25 protein-coding genes are annotated in these 13,598 nt (G+C 70.6%); all 25 read left to right on the forward strand.

All coding sequences use genetic code 11. The features are described from left to right. Nucleotides 1–2 precede the first annotated feature (2 nt). The 25 genes from ACK41C_RS10285 (at nt 3) to ACK41C_RS10405 (ending at nt 13,596) form a co-directional block, all read left to right on the forward strand. On the forward strand, nt 3–905 hold the full coding sequence (locus tag ACK41C_RS10285; protein ID WP_409653397.1) for a ParB/RepB/Spo0J family partition protein: 903 nt from the start codon (nt 3–5) through the stop codon (nt 903–905). Beyond that, nucleotides 898–1,380 carry a hypothetical protein gene (locus ACK41C_RS10290; RefSeq protein ID WP_409653398.1) on the forward strand — a complete coding sequence of 161 codons (483 nt, stop codon included), beginning with the start codon at nt 898–900 and terminating at the stop codon, nt 1,378–1,380. Before ACK41C_RS10285 ends, ACK41C_RS10290 begins: the two co-directional genes overlap by 8 nt. A gap of 2 nt (nt 1,381–1,382) precedes the next feature. After that, on the forward strand, nt 1,383–3,332 hold the full coding sequence (locus ACK41C_RS10295; protein ID WP_409653400.1) for a transposase domain-containing protein: 1,950 nt from the start codon (nt 1,383–1,385) through the stop codon (nt 3,330–3,332). 68 nt (nt 3,333–3,400) lie between these two features. After that, nucleotides 3,401–4,408 (forward strand): AAA family ATPase, encoded by a 1,008-nt coding sequence (locus ACK41C_RS10300; protein ID WP_409653402.1) that lies wholly within the window; start codon nt 3,401–3,403, stop codon nt 4,406–4,408. Nucleotides 4,409–4,428: 20 nt separating this feature from the next. Beyond that, complete coding sequence (locus ACK41C_RS10305; protein ID WP_409653404.1) at nt 4,429–4,629, forward strand: hypothetical protein; 201 nt, start codon at nt 4,429–4,431, stop codon at nt 4,627–4,629. Then, nucleotides 4,626–4,823 carry a hypothetical protein gene (locus tag ACK41C_RS10310; RefSeq protein ID WP_409653406.1) on the forward strand — a complete coding sequence of 66 codons (198 nt, stop codon included), beginning with the start codon at nt 4,626–4,628 and terminating at the stop codon, nt 4,821–4,823. Before ACK41C_RS10305 ends, ACK41C_RS10310 begins: the two co-directional genes overlap by 4 nt. Beyond that, nucleotides 4,820–5,500: a DUF3164 family protein gene (locus ACK41C_RS10315; RefSeq protein ID WP_409653408.1), complete on the forward strand. Its 681-nt coding sequence runs from the start codon at nt 4,820–4,822 to the stop codon at nt 5,498–5,500. The genes ACK41C_RS10310 and ACK41C_RS10315 overlap by 4 nt, the downstream gene beginning before the upstream one ends. Beyond that, a complete protein-coding gene (locus tag ACK41C_RS10320) occupies nt 5,500–5,643 on the forward strand; it encodes a hypothetical protein (RefSeq protein ID WP_409653409.1) in 144 nt (47 codons plus the stop codon). The genes ACK41C_RS10315 and ACK41C_RS10320 overlap by 1 nt, the downstream gene beginning before the upstream one ends. Continuing rightward, on the forward strand, nt 5,643–5,876 hold the full coding sequence (locus ACK41C_RS10325; RefSeq protein WP_409653411.1) for a hypothetical protein: 234 nt from the start codon (nt 5,643–5,645) through the stop codon (nt 5,874–5,876). Before ACK41C_RS10320 ends, ACK41C_RS10325 begins: the two co-directional genes overlap by 1 nt. A 1-nt stretch (nt 5,877) precedes the next feature. Next, nucleotides 5,878–6,132, forward strand: coding sequence for a hypothetical protein (locus tag ACK41C_RS10330; protein WP_409653413.1), 255 nt, complete (start codon nt 5,878–5,880; stop codon nt 6,130–6,132). Between the two features lies 1 nt (nt 6,133). Then, nucleotides 6,134–6,559, forward strand: coding sequence for a helix-turn-helix domain-containing protein (locus ACK41C_RS10335; protein WP_409653416.1), 426 nt, complete (start codon nt 6,134–6,136; stop codon nt 6,557–6,559). Further along, complete coding sequence (locus ACK41C_RS10340) at nt 6,559–7,509, forward strand: DUF5131 family protein (protein WP_409653419.1); 951 nt, start codon at nt 6,559–6,561, stop codon at nt 7,507–7,509. Before ACK41C_RS10335 ends, ACK41C_RS10340 begins: the two co-directional genes overlap by 1 nt. Further along, nucleotides 7,506–7,799, forward strand: coding sequence for a hypothetical protein (locus tag ACK41C_RS10345; protein WP_409653422.1), 294 nt, complete (start codon nt 7,506–7,508; stop codon nt 7,797–7,799). Before ACK41C_RS10340 ends, ACK41C_RS10345 begins: the two co-directional genes overlap by 4 nt. Beyond that, the gene (locus ACK41C_RS10350; RefSeq protein WP_409653425.1) at nt 7,796–7,999 is read left to right on the forward strand and encodes a hypothetical protein; all 204 of its coding nucleotides are present in this window, start codon (nt 7,796–7,798) and stop codon (nt 7,997–7,999) included. Before ACK41C_RS10345 ends, ACK41C_RS10350 begins: the two co-directional genes overlap by 4 nt. Beyond that, nucleotides 7,996–8,637 carry a regulatory protein GemA gene (locus ACK41C_RS10355; protein WP_409653427.1) on the forward strand — a complete coding sequence of 214 codons (642 nt, stop codon included), beginning with the start codon at nt 7,996–7,998 and terminating at the stop codon, nt 8,635–8,637. Before ACK41C_RS10350 ends, ACK41C_RS10355 begins: the two co-directional genes overlap by 4 nt. Before the next feature lie 2 nt (nt 8,638–8,639). Continuing rightward, the gene (locus ACK41C_RS10360) at nt 8,640–8,855 is read left to right on the forward strand and encodes a hypothetical protein (protein ID WP_409653429.1); all 216 of its coding nucleotides are present in this window, start codon (nt 8,640–8,642) and stop codon (nt 8,853–8,855) included. Continuing rightward, nucleotides 8,852–9,214 carry a hypothetical protein gene (locus ACK41C_RS10365; RefSeq protein ID WP_409653431.1) on the forward strand — a complete coding sequence of 121 codons (363 nt, stop codon included), beginning with the start codon at nt 8,852–8,854 and terminating at the stop codon, nt 9,212–9,214. The genes ACK41C_RS10360 and ACK41C_RS10365 overlap by 4 nt, the downstream gene beginning before the upstream one ends. A 97-nt stretch (nt 9,215–9,311) precedes the next feature. Next, nucleotides 9,312–9,893, forward strand: a complete 582-nt coding sequence (locus ACK41C_RS10370; RefSeq protein ID WP_409653434.1) for a glycoside hydrolase family 108 protein — start codon at nt 9,312–9,314, stop codon at nt 9,891–9,893. Further along, nucleotides 9,893–10,027, forward strand: a complete 135-nt coding sequence (locus ACK41C_RS10375) for a hypothetical protein (RefSeq protein ID WP_409653436.1) — start codon at nt 9,893–9,895, stop codon at nt 10,025–10,027. Before ACK41C_RS10370 ends, ACK41C_RS10375 begins: the two co-directional genes overlap by 1 nt. Beyond that, nucleotides 10,024–10,509, forward strand: a complete 486-nt coding sequence (locus ACK41C_RS10380; protein WP_409653438.1) for a DUF1353 domain-containing protein — start codon at nt 10,024–10,026, stop codon at nt 10,507–10,509. The genes ACK41C_RS10375 and ACK41C_RS10380 overlap by 4 nt, the downstream gene beginning before the upstream one ends. Continuing rightward, nucleotides 10,506–10,745 (forward strand): TraR/DksA C4-type zinc finger protein, encoded by a 240-nt coding sequence (locus tag ACK41C_RS10385; RefSeq protein ID WP_409653441.1) that lies wholly within the window; start codon nt 10,506–10,508, stop codon nt 10,743–10,745. Before ACK41C_RS10380 ends, ACK41C_RS10385 begins: the two co-directional genes overlap by 4 nt. Then, a complete protein-coding gene (locus tag ACK41C_RS10390; RefSeq protein WP_409653444.1) occupies nt 10,742–11,116 on the forward strand; it encodes a hypothetical protein in 375 nt (124 codons plus the stop codon). The genes ACK41C_RS10385 and ACK41C_RS10390 overlap by 4 nt, the downstream gene beginning before the upstream one ends. Beyond that, a complete protein-coding gene (locus ACK41C_RS10395) occupies nt 11,113–11,412 on the forward strand; it encodes a hypothetical protein (protein ID WP_409653447.1) in 300 nt (99 codons plus the stop codon). Before ACK41C_RS10390 ends, ACK41C_RS10395 begins: the two co-directional genes overlap by 4 nt. A 4-nt stretch (nt 11,413–11,416) precedes the next feature. Beyond that, complete coding sequence (locus ACK41C_RS10400; RefSeq protein ID WP_409653450.1) at nt 11,417–11,983, forward strand: phage protein Gp27 family protein; 567 nt, start codon at nt 11,417–11,419, stop codon at nt 11,981–11,983. Then, nucleotides 11,980–13,596, forward strand: a complete 1,617-nt coding sequence (locus tag ACK41C_RS10405) for a hypothetical protein (protein ID WP_409653453.1) — start codon at nt 11,980–11,982, stop codon at nt 13,594–13,596. The genes ACK41C_RS10400 and ACK41C_RS10405 overlap by 4 nt, the downstream gene beginning before the upstream one ends. Nucleotides 13,597–13,598 lie beyond the last annotated feature (2 nt).

The raw sequence follows: 13,598 nt of genomic DNA on the forward strand, positions 1-13,598 counted from the left end.
ACATGGCCGCCCGCATGGAAGCCGCCGCGGTCCAGATGCTCCCAATCAAGAGCATCATGGTCGCCCCCCGCCTTCGCCCCGTCGATCCCGCGGCCGTGGCCAACCTTCAGGTCTCCATCCAGGAGACCGGCTGGTTTGGCGCGGTCCTGGTGCGCCCGCTGCCCGACGACGACCTCGGCCCCCGGTACGAACTGGTGGCCGGCGCCCACCGCCTCGCGGCGATGAAGGGCCTTGGCCGGCAGACCATCCCGGCGACGATCCGCGTCCTCTCTGACGACGAGGCGTTGCAGATCGAGATCGACGAAAACCTTATCCGGCGCGGGCTCACCCCGCTCGAACGCGGCGAGATGATCGTCGAGCGGTTCGCCGTCTGGCGCCGCCGGTTCCCGGAGCGGGTGGCGCAAGCCGATGGCCAGGCCATGCCGAAGAGGGGGCGCCCCTCAAATTCGGCAAAGTTTGCCGAATTATCCGGCGGGGCGCCCCAGACCATGGGGTTCGCAGCGGAGACCGCGGCGGACGTCGGCCTCTCGGAGCGCACCGTCCGCGCCGCCTTCAGCACGGTCTCCAACCTTCCTGCCGACCTTCGCGCGCAGATGCGGGGCACCCCGCTCGCTCGGAACGAGGGCCTCCTGAGGCAGCTCGCGGCCATCGGCGACCGTAAAGAGCAGGCCAAGGTGGCCGAGCTGATCCTCTCCGGCGCCGCGAAGAACGTGGCGGACGCCCGCGCCGCCGCCGCCGGCAACGCGCCTTCGACACCTGTTCAAACGCCCACCGACGAGGTTCTGAAGACCTTTCGAAAGCTCTGGGGCTCGGCCTCCACCTCGGCCCGGGCGGCGATCCTCAACGACCTGGCCGGCCGGAAGCTGCCGGACGGCTGGAGCGTGACGGAGGCCGACCGTGGCTAAGGCGCGCGGCGACAACCGCACCGGCGATCTCTTCGAGGGAACCTACTTCCCGGTCCGGGCGCCCTCGGACCTGCCGCGGGCGCTGGACATGAAGCGCGCCATCGCCGTCGCGATGGGCGAGGCCCTGCGGACATGCGGCAAGGGCGCCGCGGTCGTGGCCGCCGAGATGAGCGAGCTGCTGGGCGACGACGAGGTCACCAAGGCCCAGCTCTACGCCTACACGGCCGAGAGCCGCACCAGCCACACGATCAGCATCGTTCGCTGGATCGCCTTCGTGAGGGCGACCGGCTGCAACTGGCTCTGGGACTTCATCCTGAAGGACGAGGGACTGATCGTCCTGGAGGGTGAAGAGGCCCACCTGGCCGAGGCCGCGCTGATCGAGAAGCAGATCGAGCAGCTGAAGCGCAAGGCCCGCGCGCACCGCGAGGCCGCGCCATTCCAGACACAGTTCCGTAAGCCGCGGGGGCGGTCGTAAGCATGGTCGTCGGAGGCAAGGTCCAGGAATGGTTCTCGGCGGGCGAACTGGCGGCCATGGCGCTGCCGGGCCTGCCGGCCACGAAGATGGGGCTCCTGAAGCTCGCCGCCCGCGAGGGATGGGAGCACCGGGGTCATCCCCAGCTCGGGCGCCTCGCCCGCAAGAGGCAAGGCCGCGGCGGCGGACTCGAGTACCACCTGAGCCTGCTGCCGGAAGTGGCCCGCGCAGCGCTGATGCTGGACGACGAGCGCCAGGTCGAGCGGCCGGATCGGGACACCGCCTGGGCGCGGTGGGAGACCGCCCCGGAGGCGGTCAGGACCCAGGCCCAGCGCCGGCTCGACGTGATCGAAGCCGTCGAGGCCATGGTCCGCCAGGGCATGCGCAAGACCGCGGCCATCGACTATGTCGTCTCGGCCTCCATCCGCGAGGCGCGCCTGACCGGCGCCGGCGACGGCCTGTCCAGCAGCACGGTGCACGGGTGGTTCGCGCGGATCGCCGGCGTCGCGCCGGAGGATCGGGCGGCCTACCTCGTCCCCGACTGGACCGGCCGGACCGTGATGGCCGACTGCGATCAGGACGCCTGGGAGTTCTACAAGGGCGACTATCTGCGGCAGTCCAAGCCGACGCACGCCAGCTGCTACCGCAACCTCCAGCGCGTCGCCGCCGAGCGCGGGTGGCGCGTCCCTTCGGCGAAGACCCTGCAGCGCCGCCTGGACGCCGAGATCCCGCCGAACGTCCAGACCTATCTGCGCGAGGGCGACAGCGCGCTCAGCCACGCCTTCCCGCACCGCGAGCGCGACCGCTCCAGCATCGCGCCGATGCAGGTGCTGAACCTGGACGGCCACACCTGGGACATCCGGGTGGAATGGCCCGGCGGGACGATATCCCGGCCGCTCTCGCTGGCGGTCCAGGACGTCGCCAGCGGCAAGATCCTGGCGATCCGCTTCGACCTGACGCTGAACCACCACCTGGTGCGCCTGGCGCTCGGAGACACCTTCCGAGAGTTCGGGCTCTGCGAGACGCTGATCATGGACAACGGCCGGGAGAACGCCGCCAAGGCGATCTCCGGCGGCCTGGCGCGCCTGCGCTGGGGCAAGACGCCCGAGGAGGAGCCGGCCGGCCTCCTGAAGACCCTGGGCGTCAAGGCGCTGTTCGCCACGCCCTATTGGGGCCAGGCCAAGCCCATCGAGCGGTCCTTCCGCAACTTCGCTCACGACATCGCCAAGCGCGCGGAGTTCGAGGGCGCCTACACCGGGCACAACCCCGTCTCCAAGCCGGAGAACTATGGCTCGCGGGCGGTGCCCTTCGCCGAGTTCGAGCACATCGTCCGCCGCGAGATCGCCCACTACAACGCCCAGGTCGGCCGAACCGGCATGGGCATGAACGGCCGCAGCTTCGACGAGGTGTTCGCGGCCGGGCTGGAGCGGCGGCCGATCCGGCGTCTTACCGACGCCCAGCTGCGTCTCTGCATGCTGGCTTCCAAGGCCGTCTCGATGGATCCGCGCAGCGGCGCCGTCGCGGTCGAGGGTCACCGCTACTGGTCGCCGGAGCTGGGCGCCCTGAAGCGCCAGAAGGTCACGGTCCGGTTCGATCCCGAGCGGATGGATCTCGGGGCCTACGTCTACAGCCTCGATGGGCGCCTGCTAGCCCGGGCGGAGCGGCTTGAAGCCGGCAGCTTCGACAACCTGGCGGACGGCCGCGAGCAGCGGAAGGCGGTCCGCGACTTCAAGCGGGCCGAGAAGGAACAGGCGCACGCCCTGCGTCGCCTGACCGCCCGCGACGTGGCCGCCCAGGTCGCCGGCGTCGCCCCGCCCGAACCCGTCACCCCGGACGAGAAGGTGGTCGCCCTCGTCCCCAAGGCCCCGCGCAAGCTCGCCGAGCTGGGCGGCGCCCCCACCGACTTCGACGAGAGCTGGGAACGCGGCGTCGCCGCGGTGCTCGGCCGCGGATGAAGAAAGCCCGCCCGGGGCTGCCACCTCGGACGGGCTCAACAGTGCAACTGAACAGGAGCTTGAGTACCATGAACATCAATCCCGGCAAGACCGAGTTCAGCGACGCCGAACACGTGGCGCTGGTCGCCCAGGTCAAGGGTGTGCTTTCGGCGGAGAAGATCTCGCAGGCCGACCTGGCCCGCCAGGCCGACGTCCCGCAGGCGACGCTGAGCCAGTATCTGAACGGCACCTATCCCAGCGAGGCGGGCCGGGCGTCGACCGCCGCCAAGCTGACGAAGTGGCTCCGCGCCCGCGAACAGGCGGCCGAGATGCGCCGGCAGCTGCCGAAGGCGCCGGCCTACATGCCGCTGACCGGCTCGCGGAAGATCGCCATGGCGCTCACCTACGCCCGCGAGACCGGGCGCATGGTGATGATCGCCGGCTCGCCCGGCGTCTCGAAGACCGCCAGCGCGCGCCAGTTCCGGGAGGACTTCCCGCGCACCTGGTACACGGCCATGGACCCCTCCACCGGCGGCGTTCCGACCATGCTGCTGGAGGTTCTGGCGGCCATGGGCGTATCGGAGATCAAGGGCACGCCCCAGCAGCTGATGCGCCGGGTCTGCGACATCGCGGTCGAGGCCAAGGGCCTGATCATCGTGGACGAGGCTCAACACCTCTCCGAACAAGCCATCGAAGCCCTGCGGGCGCTCAACGACCGCACGCGTGAACGCGGCGCCCCCATCGGCGTGGCGCTGCTGGGCAACGAGACGGCTTGGACCCGCGTCGGCACCACCGGCGGCAAGGCGGCCTTCGCGCAGGTCTCCAGCCGCTTCGCGCAACGCCGCTGGATCGTCTCGCCGGACCCGGTCGACGCCGCGGCGTTGGCCCGCGCCTGGGCCGATGCGAACGGTGAGATCATCAGCGAGGCCGAGGTCGCCTACTGCGTCGACATCGCCTCCAGGGCCGGCGGCCTTCGCAACATCGAGATGACGATGGAGGCCGCCCTGCTGGCCGCGCGCGGCGCCGGCGACGCCCTCTCGCTCGAACATCTGAAGGGCGCTTTCGCCCAGCTCTCCGGCCTCGGCCGTACCCGCTAATCCGCAAGGAGGAACGATCAGTGAACTCGCTCGATCAAGTCCGCAACGCCCGCTCCGCCGCCCGCCAGATCCGCTCCCAGGCACGCGCCGGGGTGCTGACGCCCGGCGAACTCTACCGGCTGCTCGACGCCGTGGAGGCCGGCTTCGACCAGGTGATGGGCCAGGACGCCGCCCCGGCCGATCTGCCCCCGTTCCACGTGATCAACGGGGGGCGGAGATGAGCCGCCGCCGCGGAGGGCTCTGGCGCTCGTTACTGAGCGCCTTCTCCGGAGCGCCGGAGCCCTTCGTGCACCGCCACGATGTCGCCGCGCAGCAGGGCCTCCAGCAGGCCGCCGCGCGGGCCGCCTTCCTCTCAGACAAACCCGACGCCGGAGCAAAGGGCCTGGCGTCCAAGATCCTCGGAGCCTTCCATTGATCACCCAAGCCACCCCCACCGCCGAGCTGGCCCGCGCCGTCTCGGAGACGTTCGAGCCCGGCACCTTCGAGATCGAAGGTCAGACCTACATGCGCAACCACAAGGGCGCGCTGGTGCCGGTCGAGAGCATTCGTCCGGCCGACAAGCTCATGGACGAGACGGTCCGCAAGATCCTCGGCTACGCCAAGCCGCTCGCCGATCAGATCGCACGCTTCAAGCGGCACACGCTGCAGGACGTCGCCGCCTTCCAGGACATCCTCTCGCAGGAGTACGGAACCACCCGTGGCGGGCCGAAGGGCAACGTCACCCTGACCACCTTCGACGGGCTCATGAAGGTGCAGGTGCAGGTCGCCGACCGCGTGGTCTTCGGCCCGGAGCTGCAGGAGGCCAAGAAGCTGGTCGACGCCTGCCTCAACGAGTGGGCGACCGACGCCAACGCCGCCCTGCGGACCATCGTCCAGAGCGCCTTCAGCGTCGACCAGGAGGGCAAGGTCAGCCCCTCGGAGCTGTTCACCCTGCTGCGCCACGACATCCAGGACGAGCGCTGGCAGACCGCCATGCGCGCGATCCGCGACAGCATCCGGATCGAGGGATCGAAGGAGTACGTGCGGTTCTACCGTCGCGCCCGCCCCACCGATCCCTGGGAGGCCGTCTCCATCGATGTGGCCGCCGCCTGATGCTCGCCCCGGCCCCCCGCACCTTCACGCCCTGGCTGCGCAACTGGCGCGTCCAGGTGGCCCTAGTCGCCAACCTGGTCATCTGGGCCGGGCTGATCGTGGGGGGCCGCGCCCTTTGGACCCTCTTCGTCGGAGCCGCCTGATGGCCCTCTCCAAGTCGCAGCAATTCGCCCTGATCAGCGCCGCGTCGCTGATGGGCCACTACGCCAACCTCCTGTCGGATTTCGAGTGCGAGACCATCGCCGAAGTCGGCCGGCGCTGGCTCGACCACCGGGCCGAGGCGAACGTCACCGACGCCGAGTGGCGGGTGATCGAAGACGCCGTCGCCGACATGCGGGCGGCCGCTGAGCGCCCCCGCGCCCGCAAGGCGGCCTGACATGGCCGGCCCCGACGAACTCCTCCTGTCGGTCACCGACCACGCCGTGGTGCGATACCTGGAGCGTGTCGTCGGGGCCGACATCGAGCGGATCCGCGAAGAGATCCGCAAGGCTGTCGTCGCCGGCGGCTTCGACCCGGCGGCCGAGACGGCGCCCGCGTCCATCTACATCGACGTGCCCGCCTATGGCGTCCACCTGGTGCTGCGCGCGGGCGAAGTGGTCACCGTCATCCGGACTGATGGGCTGGAGGACTGAGATGGCCCACGAGATCTCCTTCGAGAGCATTAAGCGGGCGGTCGCCGCCGTCGCGGGGATGCGCCTCTCCGACCTGGAGGGGCCGCGGCGTTGGAAGGCTTACGCCCAGCCGCGCCAGACCACCTGCCTGCTCGCCCGGCGGATCCGGCCGGACCTCTCCCTGCCGAACCTCGGCCGCCGCCTGGGCGGCCGCGACCACACGTCGATCCTTCACGCCGCCCGCCGCGCGGAGGCGCGATTGGAAGCCGGCGACGAGGGCGAGGTGCTGCGCGTCTACGCGGCTCTGAACCGCCTCGGCCTCGAAGAGCTTCCCGGCGCCTCCCCGACGCGGCGGCCGATCTACCTCATCCGCCACGAACTCGACCTGGCCCGCACGCGCGTCGCGCAGCTGGAGGCCGAGCTGGCCCGATCCCGGAGCGAACACTGATGGCCGATCAAAGCCTCATTGAATGGACCGACGCGACGTGGAACCCGGTCACCGGCTGCAGCGTCGTCTCTCCCGGCTGCACCAACTGCTACGCCATGAAGCTGGCGGGCACGCGGCTGCAGCATCACCCCTCCCGCCAGGGCCTCACTCGAGTGACCAAGGCCGGCCCCGTGTGGACGGGCGAGGTCCGGCTCAACGAGGACTGGCTCGACCAGCCCCTGCGTTGGCGCCGGCCGCGGCGGATCTTCGTCTGCGCCCATGGCGACCTGTTCGCCGAAGGCGTGCCCGACGCTTGGATCGACCGGGTGTTCGCCGTCATGGCGCTCTGCCCGCAGCACACGTTCCAGGTGCTGACGAAGCGGGCCGACCGGATGCTCGCGTACATGAGGGGCCTTCAGGCGAAAGCCCAATCACAGGGCGACGACCCGAGCATCGCGCCCCGGCGGATCGATGATGCGGCGGCCGACGTCACCTGCACCCACGGCGGAGCGCTGGAGGAGACGGCCTGGCCGCTTCGCAATGTCTGGCTCGGCATCTCGGCCGAGGATCAGATGCGGTTCGAGGAGCGCGTGCCCTTTCTTCGGCGCACCCCGGCCGCCGTGCGCTTCATCAGCTTCGAGCCGCTGCTGAGCGCCATCCACGCCGCAGGCTGGTTGCGTGGCATCGATTGGGCCATCGTGGGCGGCGAGAACGGCCCGCGGCCGATGCACCCCGAATGGGCGCGCCAGATCCGCGAGGACTGCGATGTCGCCGGCGTCGCATTCTTCTTCAAGCAGTGGGGCTCGTGGGTCACCGAGGATCAGGCTCCTCCCGACACGGTTTGGTTCGAAGAAAACGTACAGGAGCATGACTTCCCGGACGGTCAGGTGGCATGGCGGCTCGGCAAGCGCTGGGCGGGCCGCCTGCTCGACGGCCGCACCCATGACGCCATGCCGGAGGTCCGCACGTGACCGCCCGCCGCGCGAAGACCGGCGGCAAGCGCCAAACCGGGACGATGCCGTGGTCGCCGGAGTTCCGCGCCTTCTTCCGGCTCGCCGCTGACGACCTGACGCCGCCGGCCACCGTCAGGGTGGCTCGCAACCGCCGCAGCTACACCTTCCAGGCCCGGTTCAAGGACATTCAGGGCCGGACCATCGTCTTCACCACCCGCGCAGTCCTGACGCCGGCCGGCGCGTTCCAGATCGCGTCGGAGAACATGCGCATCAACTTCTCCATCGTCTCGCCGGGGAGGGCGGCATGACCGACGACGCCGTGTGCCCCCCGGGCTCTCACGTCAGCTACGCGATGCACCGCCTCTGGGCGCGGCAGCGGGCCGATGACGCCGCGGCCGCCGAAGCCGCCCGCCGCCGGGAAGAAGAGATGGCCGAGGGAAGACGCCTCGCCCTCGACGATCAGGCCCGGCGCTATGGATCAGGCCAGGCTAGGAGCCGCAGGCGATGACCGCTCCCGCCCGCGTCCTCGACGGCCACCGCCGTGCTCTGTTGGCCAAGGTGCATCTCGGCGCGAAGGAGTTGCGCCTGGACGAGGAGACGCGCCGGGACATCCTGGAGCGCGTCACCCGCCACCGCTCCTCGGCGGACTGCACCGACGCCCAGCTCGCCGCGGTGCTGGACGAGTATCGCCGCCTGGGCTGGAAGCCGGCGGCGCCGGCGGTGAGAACGGGTGCGGCGCCCGATCTGAAGCGCGCCCGCCGGCCCGCCGACCATCCGGTGGCGAAGAAGGCCCGGGCGCTCTGGATCTCGCTCCACCAGCTGGGCGTCGTCCGCGACCCCTCCGAGCGCGCCCTGGAGGCCTTCGGCCGCCGCCAGCTCGGCGTAGACCGGCTGCAGTGGGCCGACCAGTCGCAGGGCTACCGCCTTGTCGAGGCCCTGAAGGCGATGGCGGAGCGCGCCGGCTGGTCGCAGCAGATCGATCGGCGCCACGCCGACCGCGAGACCTGGGTGCTGAAGGCGCGCCTGGTCAACGCCCAGCTGGAGAAGCTGGGCCGCCCCTTCCTGGCCGTCCACGGCCTCAACGAGCGCGATCTCGACCGCCACGCCAAGGAGCTGGCGGCGGAGATCTGGGCTGCAGGCGACTGACCATGGCGCCGGCGGATCTCTTCTCCTGGCGCGAGGAAGCCGAGGCCGAGGCCCGCAAGGCCGCGGCCGCCGAGATCCGCGCCCAGGCGGCGATGAAGGCCCGCGTCGCCCCGCACGGCCAGGTCCGCGCCCGCCAGGATCAGTTGAAGGCCGCCACCCTCGAAGCCCTGCGCGCCGAGCTGGCCCTGGAGCGCGTCCGGAAGGGCGGCTCGGCATGAGCGGCCTGTCCGGGATCCTGGCCGAGATCGCGGACGCCGCCGGCCTGGACGTCGCCCTGAAGCTTGCCCGCGACTTCGGGGGCACCGACATCAGCCTGTCGGACGCCAAGGGCTCGGTGCTCTCCGGCGCGGTCGGCCAGGCCGCCGCGGCGAAGATCGTCCAGCGCCTCGGCCGCGGGAAGGTGACGGTCCCGATGGCGAACCTGCGCGGCCAGAAGGGTCGCCGGGCCGCGGCGGCGGCGCTGCTCGCCAAGGGCGCCTCGGCCCGTCAGGTGGCGCTGGCCACCGACATGCACACCCGCTCGGCCTTCCGGGTGAAGGCCGCGACGAAGAAGCCCAAGGGCGATCTGTTCGACTGAGGGTGACAGCTGTCAGGGGCTAAGCCGCTCCACAGCTCAGCCATGCTGCACACGTGAAATCGCCCGGCGCAAGGCCGGGTTTTGCGTGAGCCAGCCAGTGAACACCCCCGCGTCCAAGTTCGTTCCCGCCCAGGTCGAAGAGGTGATCGACCGCCTGGTCGGCCGCGAGGGCAAGTACTCCAACCATCCCTCCGACCGCGGCGGCGAGACCATGTGGGGGATCACGGTCGCGACCGCCCGCCGCTATGGCTACGCAGGCTCGATGCGCGACATGCCGCGGGCCGAGGCGGTGCGGATCTATCGGGAGCGCTACTGGAAGGAGCCCGGCTTCGAGGCCGTAGCCTATCTCTCGCTGCCCATCGCCGAGGAGCTGCTGGACACCGGCGTGAACCTGGGCGTCGCCTGGCCGGGCATCTACCTGCAGACCGCCCTCAACCGGTTCAACCGCCGCGGCCGCGACTATCCGAACATCAAGATCGACGGCGACGTCGGCCCGATCACGCTTCGCACGCTCTCCACCTACCTGAAGATCCGCCGCGACCAGGACGGCGAGAGCGTCATGCTCAAGGCCCTGAACATCCAGCAGGGCGCCCGTTACTTCGACATCACGCCGGAAGACGCCGCCAACGAGGACTTCTTCTTCGGCTGGATCCGCCACCGGATCGGGGCGCTGGCCTGATGTGCGGGGTGCCGAGCTTCCTGGCCGCCTACGCCGCGGGCCTGGCCTTCGTGCTAGGCGCCGCGACGCCGTTCGCGGCCTGCGCCGTCTTCTTCCTCCGCACGCCGCGCCGGCGCTGGGGAGGCGGGCGATGAGTTTCACCAGCAAGCTGCGGACCGAGCTGGTCGAGGACGAGGCCGGCCGCCCGGCCCTGCGCAAGAAGTCCGGGGCCACCCAGCACCGGCTGCTGGAGCCCGTCCGCTACGACGTCGGCCATCTTGGATCCGGCGACACGATCATCGTGCCGCCCGGCTTCATCACCGACTTCACTTCGATCCCGCGCCCGCTATGGCGCATCGAGCCGCCGACCGGGCCGTCCATGAAGGCGGCCGTGGTTCACGACTGGCTCTACGCCTCGATGCACCGCCCCCGCGCCGAGGCGGACGCCATCTTCTCCGAAGCCCTGGCCGTGCTGGGCGTGCCCGCCGCGAAGCGGGCCATGCTCTACGGAGGCGTCAGGATCGGCGGCGCTGGCGGCTATGGGCTTCCAGACGAGCACGAGCAGGCGATGAAGGCTCTGGCGGTCTGGGAGGCCGCGGGCCGGCCAGACTCCATCCAGGGGCGGCCCTGCCGATGACGGACACCATCGACCAGGCCCAGGAGTTCGCGGAGATGCGCCGGCAGATCGCCCTGCGCCCCGTGCTCGCCGCCGCCGGCCGGCTGGACGCGCCCGCGGGCGTCTTCCTGTGCGTCGACTGCGCCGAGCCCATCGAAGCCGAACGCCGGGTCGTGTGCCCCGGCGCCGTCCGGTGCCTGGTCTGCCAGGAGGCGGCCGAGCGAGTTCAACGTCTGTATCCCAGGGGGGCGCGGTGAAAGGGCTGCTTCAGTATTGGCCGGTCGCGGCGTTCGTCTTCAACCTGGTCGCCGTCTGGGCGTGCTGGTCGCTGCGGGCGCTCGCCAAGTCCGAGGTCGAGCGGATCGTCAAGGCGGCGGTCTCCCAGCTCAGCCAGACGGACACCGCCCTCGATGAGCGGGTCGACGGCCACCAGAACCGCCTGACCATCGCCGAGAGCCAGATCCAGGAGATCCGCTCCGACATCCAGGATCTGCCGACCAAGGCCGATCTGGAGCGGGTGAGCGGCGAGGTGCGCGGCGTATCCAAGGGCGTCGACGCCGCCAACGCCGGCATCCAGCGGCTGGAGGGCTTCTTCCTCGCCCGCGGCGTGCAGGAGACGATCCGGTGAACTCCTACGGCGAACACTTCTCGAAGCATGTGCGCATCGCGATCCTGCGCGTGCTGGCCGCCGCGCCGGCGTGGAAGGCGAACTCCTCGATCCTCCACTCGGCGACCGACGAGCTGGGCCTGACCGCTACCCGCGATCAGATCCGCACCGAGCTCGCCTGGCTGGCGGAACAGCGCCTGGTCGCGACGTCGGACATGGGTGGCCTGGTGGTCGCGACGCTCACCGAGCGCGGCATGGACGTCGCCGAGGGGCGCACCACGGTTCCCGGCGTCCAGCGCCCCAGCCCGCGGGGCTGACGCCGTGGCCCCTCGCTCGACCGTCGAACGTCTGCCGGAGGGCGCCCGCAAGGCGCTCGAAGAATGGTTGGTGGAGTTCAACGCCGGCCAGATCTCGCTGGACGAGGTCATGAGCCGCCTTGAGGCGCTGCTCGACTTCAACGACCTGAAGGCCAAGGCTCCCAGCCGCTCAGCCGTGCACCGCCACGCCCAGAAGTTCCAGGCCATCGGCGAACGGATCAAACGGAGCGAGCACTTTGCCGCGGCCCTGGCGAAGGAGGTCGGCCCCCACGTGGCGGACGGCCAAGGCTTTCAGGTCCTGATCCAAGCCTTTCAGAGCCTGGCCTTCGAGATGATCGGCAACCTGGAGGAAGACCAGGCGCTGGATCCTGAGAACCTGATGTTCTTCGCGCGGTCACTGCAGTCGGTGGCCAGCGCCCAGAAGACCGACGCCGACCGCGTCATGAAGATCCAACAGGAGGCGCGGAAGACGGCCGCCGCCCAGGCCGAGAAGGTCATGAAGTCCCGCGGCATGAGCGCCGACACAATCGACGTGATCCGCAAGGCGGTGCTGGGGACGGCGGACGGATGAAGCTCAGGCCGCCCCCCGAACAGAACGCCCAGGAACGCGCCGCCGCCGAGGCGGCGTTCGCGCAGCTGCCGAAGGGCGATCTGCTGCTCAAGTACCAGGCGGCGACCCTCGACCGCCTGTTCGCCGGCGTCTCGCTGCTGGTCATCGAGAAGAGCCGCCGGATCGGCCTGACCTGGGGCCTGGCGGCCTACGCCGTGGCGACCGCGGGCGCAGCCGCCGGCGCCGGCGGCATGAACGTCTGGTACATGGGCTACGACATGGAGATGGCGCGGGAGTTCATTGACACCTGCACCCTCTGGGCCAAGGCGTTCGGGATCGCGGCCGAGGCGGCCGACGAGGAGCTGATCGAGGACGAACAGGGCGACATCAACGCCTTCCGGATCCGGCTCGCCTCCGGCTTCAAGATCGTCGCCCTGCCATCGGTGCCCCGCGCCCTGCGCGGCAAGCAGGGCCTGGTCATCATCGACGAGGCGGCCTTCCACAAGGATCTCGCCGAGGTGCTGAAGGCGGCCATCGCGCTGCTCATGTGGGGCGGCCAGGTGGTGGTCGTCTCCACCCACGACGGCGTGGACAACCCCTTCAACGGCCTGCTCAACGAGGTGCGCGCCGGCAAGCGCAAGGGCGAGACGTTGACGATCACGTTCGACGACGCCATCGCGGCGGGCCTGTACGAGCGGATCGCGCTCACCTTCCAGGTCAAGGGCCGCAAGATCCTGCCCAAGGAGGCGTGGATCGCCGACATCCGGGAGACCTATGGCGACGACGCCGAGGAGGAGCTGGACTGCATCCCGGCCCGCGGATCGGGCGCCTGGCTCTCCTTCGATCAGATCGAGCGGGCGGAGGATCCTGGCGCGCCGGTCCTGCGCCTGGCGCTGGAGGACGCCTTCGCCCGCCAGCCGGACCACCTGCGCCGCGCCTTCATCCAGGAATGGTGCGAGGGGAGCCTCCTGCCGCTCATCGAGCAGCTGGACCTCCACATCGGCTACGGCGTCGGGGGGGACTTTGCCCGTTCCTCGGACCTGTCGGTGATCTGGCCGCTGGCCGAGCAGCAGGACCGCAGCTGGCGCACCCCCTTCACGGTCGAGATGCGCAACGTGCCCTACACGGAGCAGGAGTTCGTCTGGAAGTACTTGCTCTCGCGGCTGCGGCGCTGGAAGGCGGCCATCGACGCGGCCGGCAATGGCGGCTACCTGGCCGAGCGCCTCGTCCAGGCCTACGGCGAGAGCCGGGTGGCGGCCGTGCTGACCAACTCGGCCTGGTGGCTTGAGAACGGCCCGCCGGTGAAGTCCAGGTTCGAGGACGGCCGCATCACCATCTGCCGCGACCGCGACCAGGCCGCCGATCTCCGGGCCGTGAAGGTCGAGAAGGGCGTGCCCACCATCCCCAAGGCCCGAGCCCGCGAGAAGGGCGACGCCGGCGGCCAGAAGGGCGGCGCCAAGCGCCACGCCGACGCCGCCGTGGGCCTGGTGATGAGCGGCTTCGCGCTGCGGCTCGGCCCGGCCGAGGCCATCGACTTCCAATCCGCCGGCTCGGCTCTGCCCGCCGCCGGCAGTCGGCATGACGACCGCGGCTTCGGCGTCATGTCGTCCGAGCTGCAGATCGAAAGGTTCTGACC

Origin of the sequence: Phenylobacterium sp., from assembly GCF_046290725.1 — a bacterium.
Lineage (GTDB): Bacteria > Pseudomonadota > Alphaproteobacteria > Caulobacterales > Caulobacteraceae > Phenylobacterium.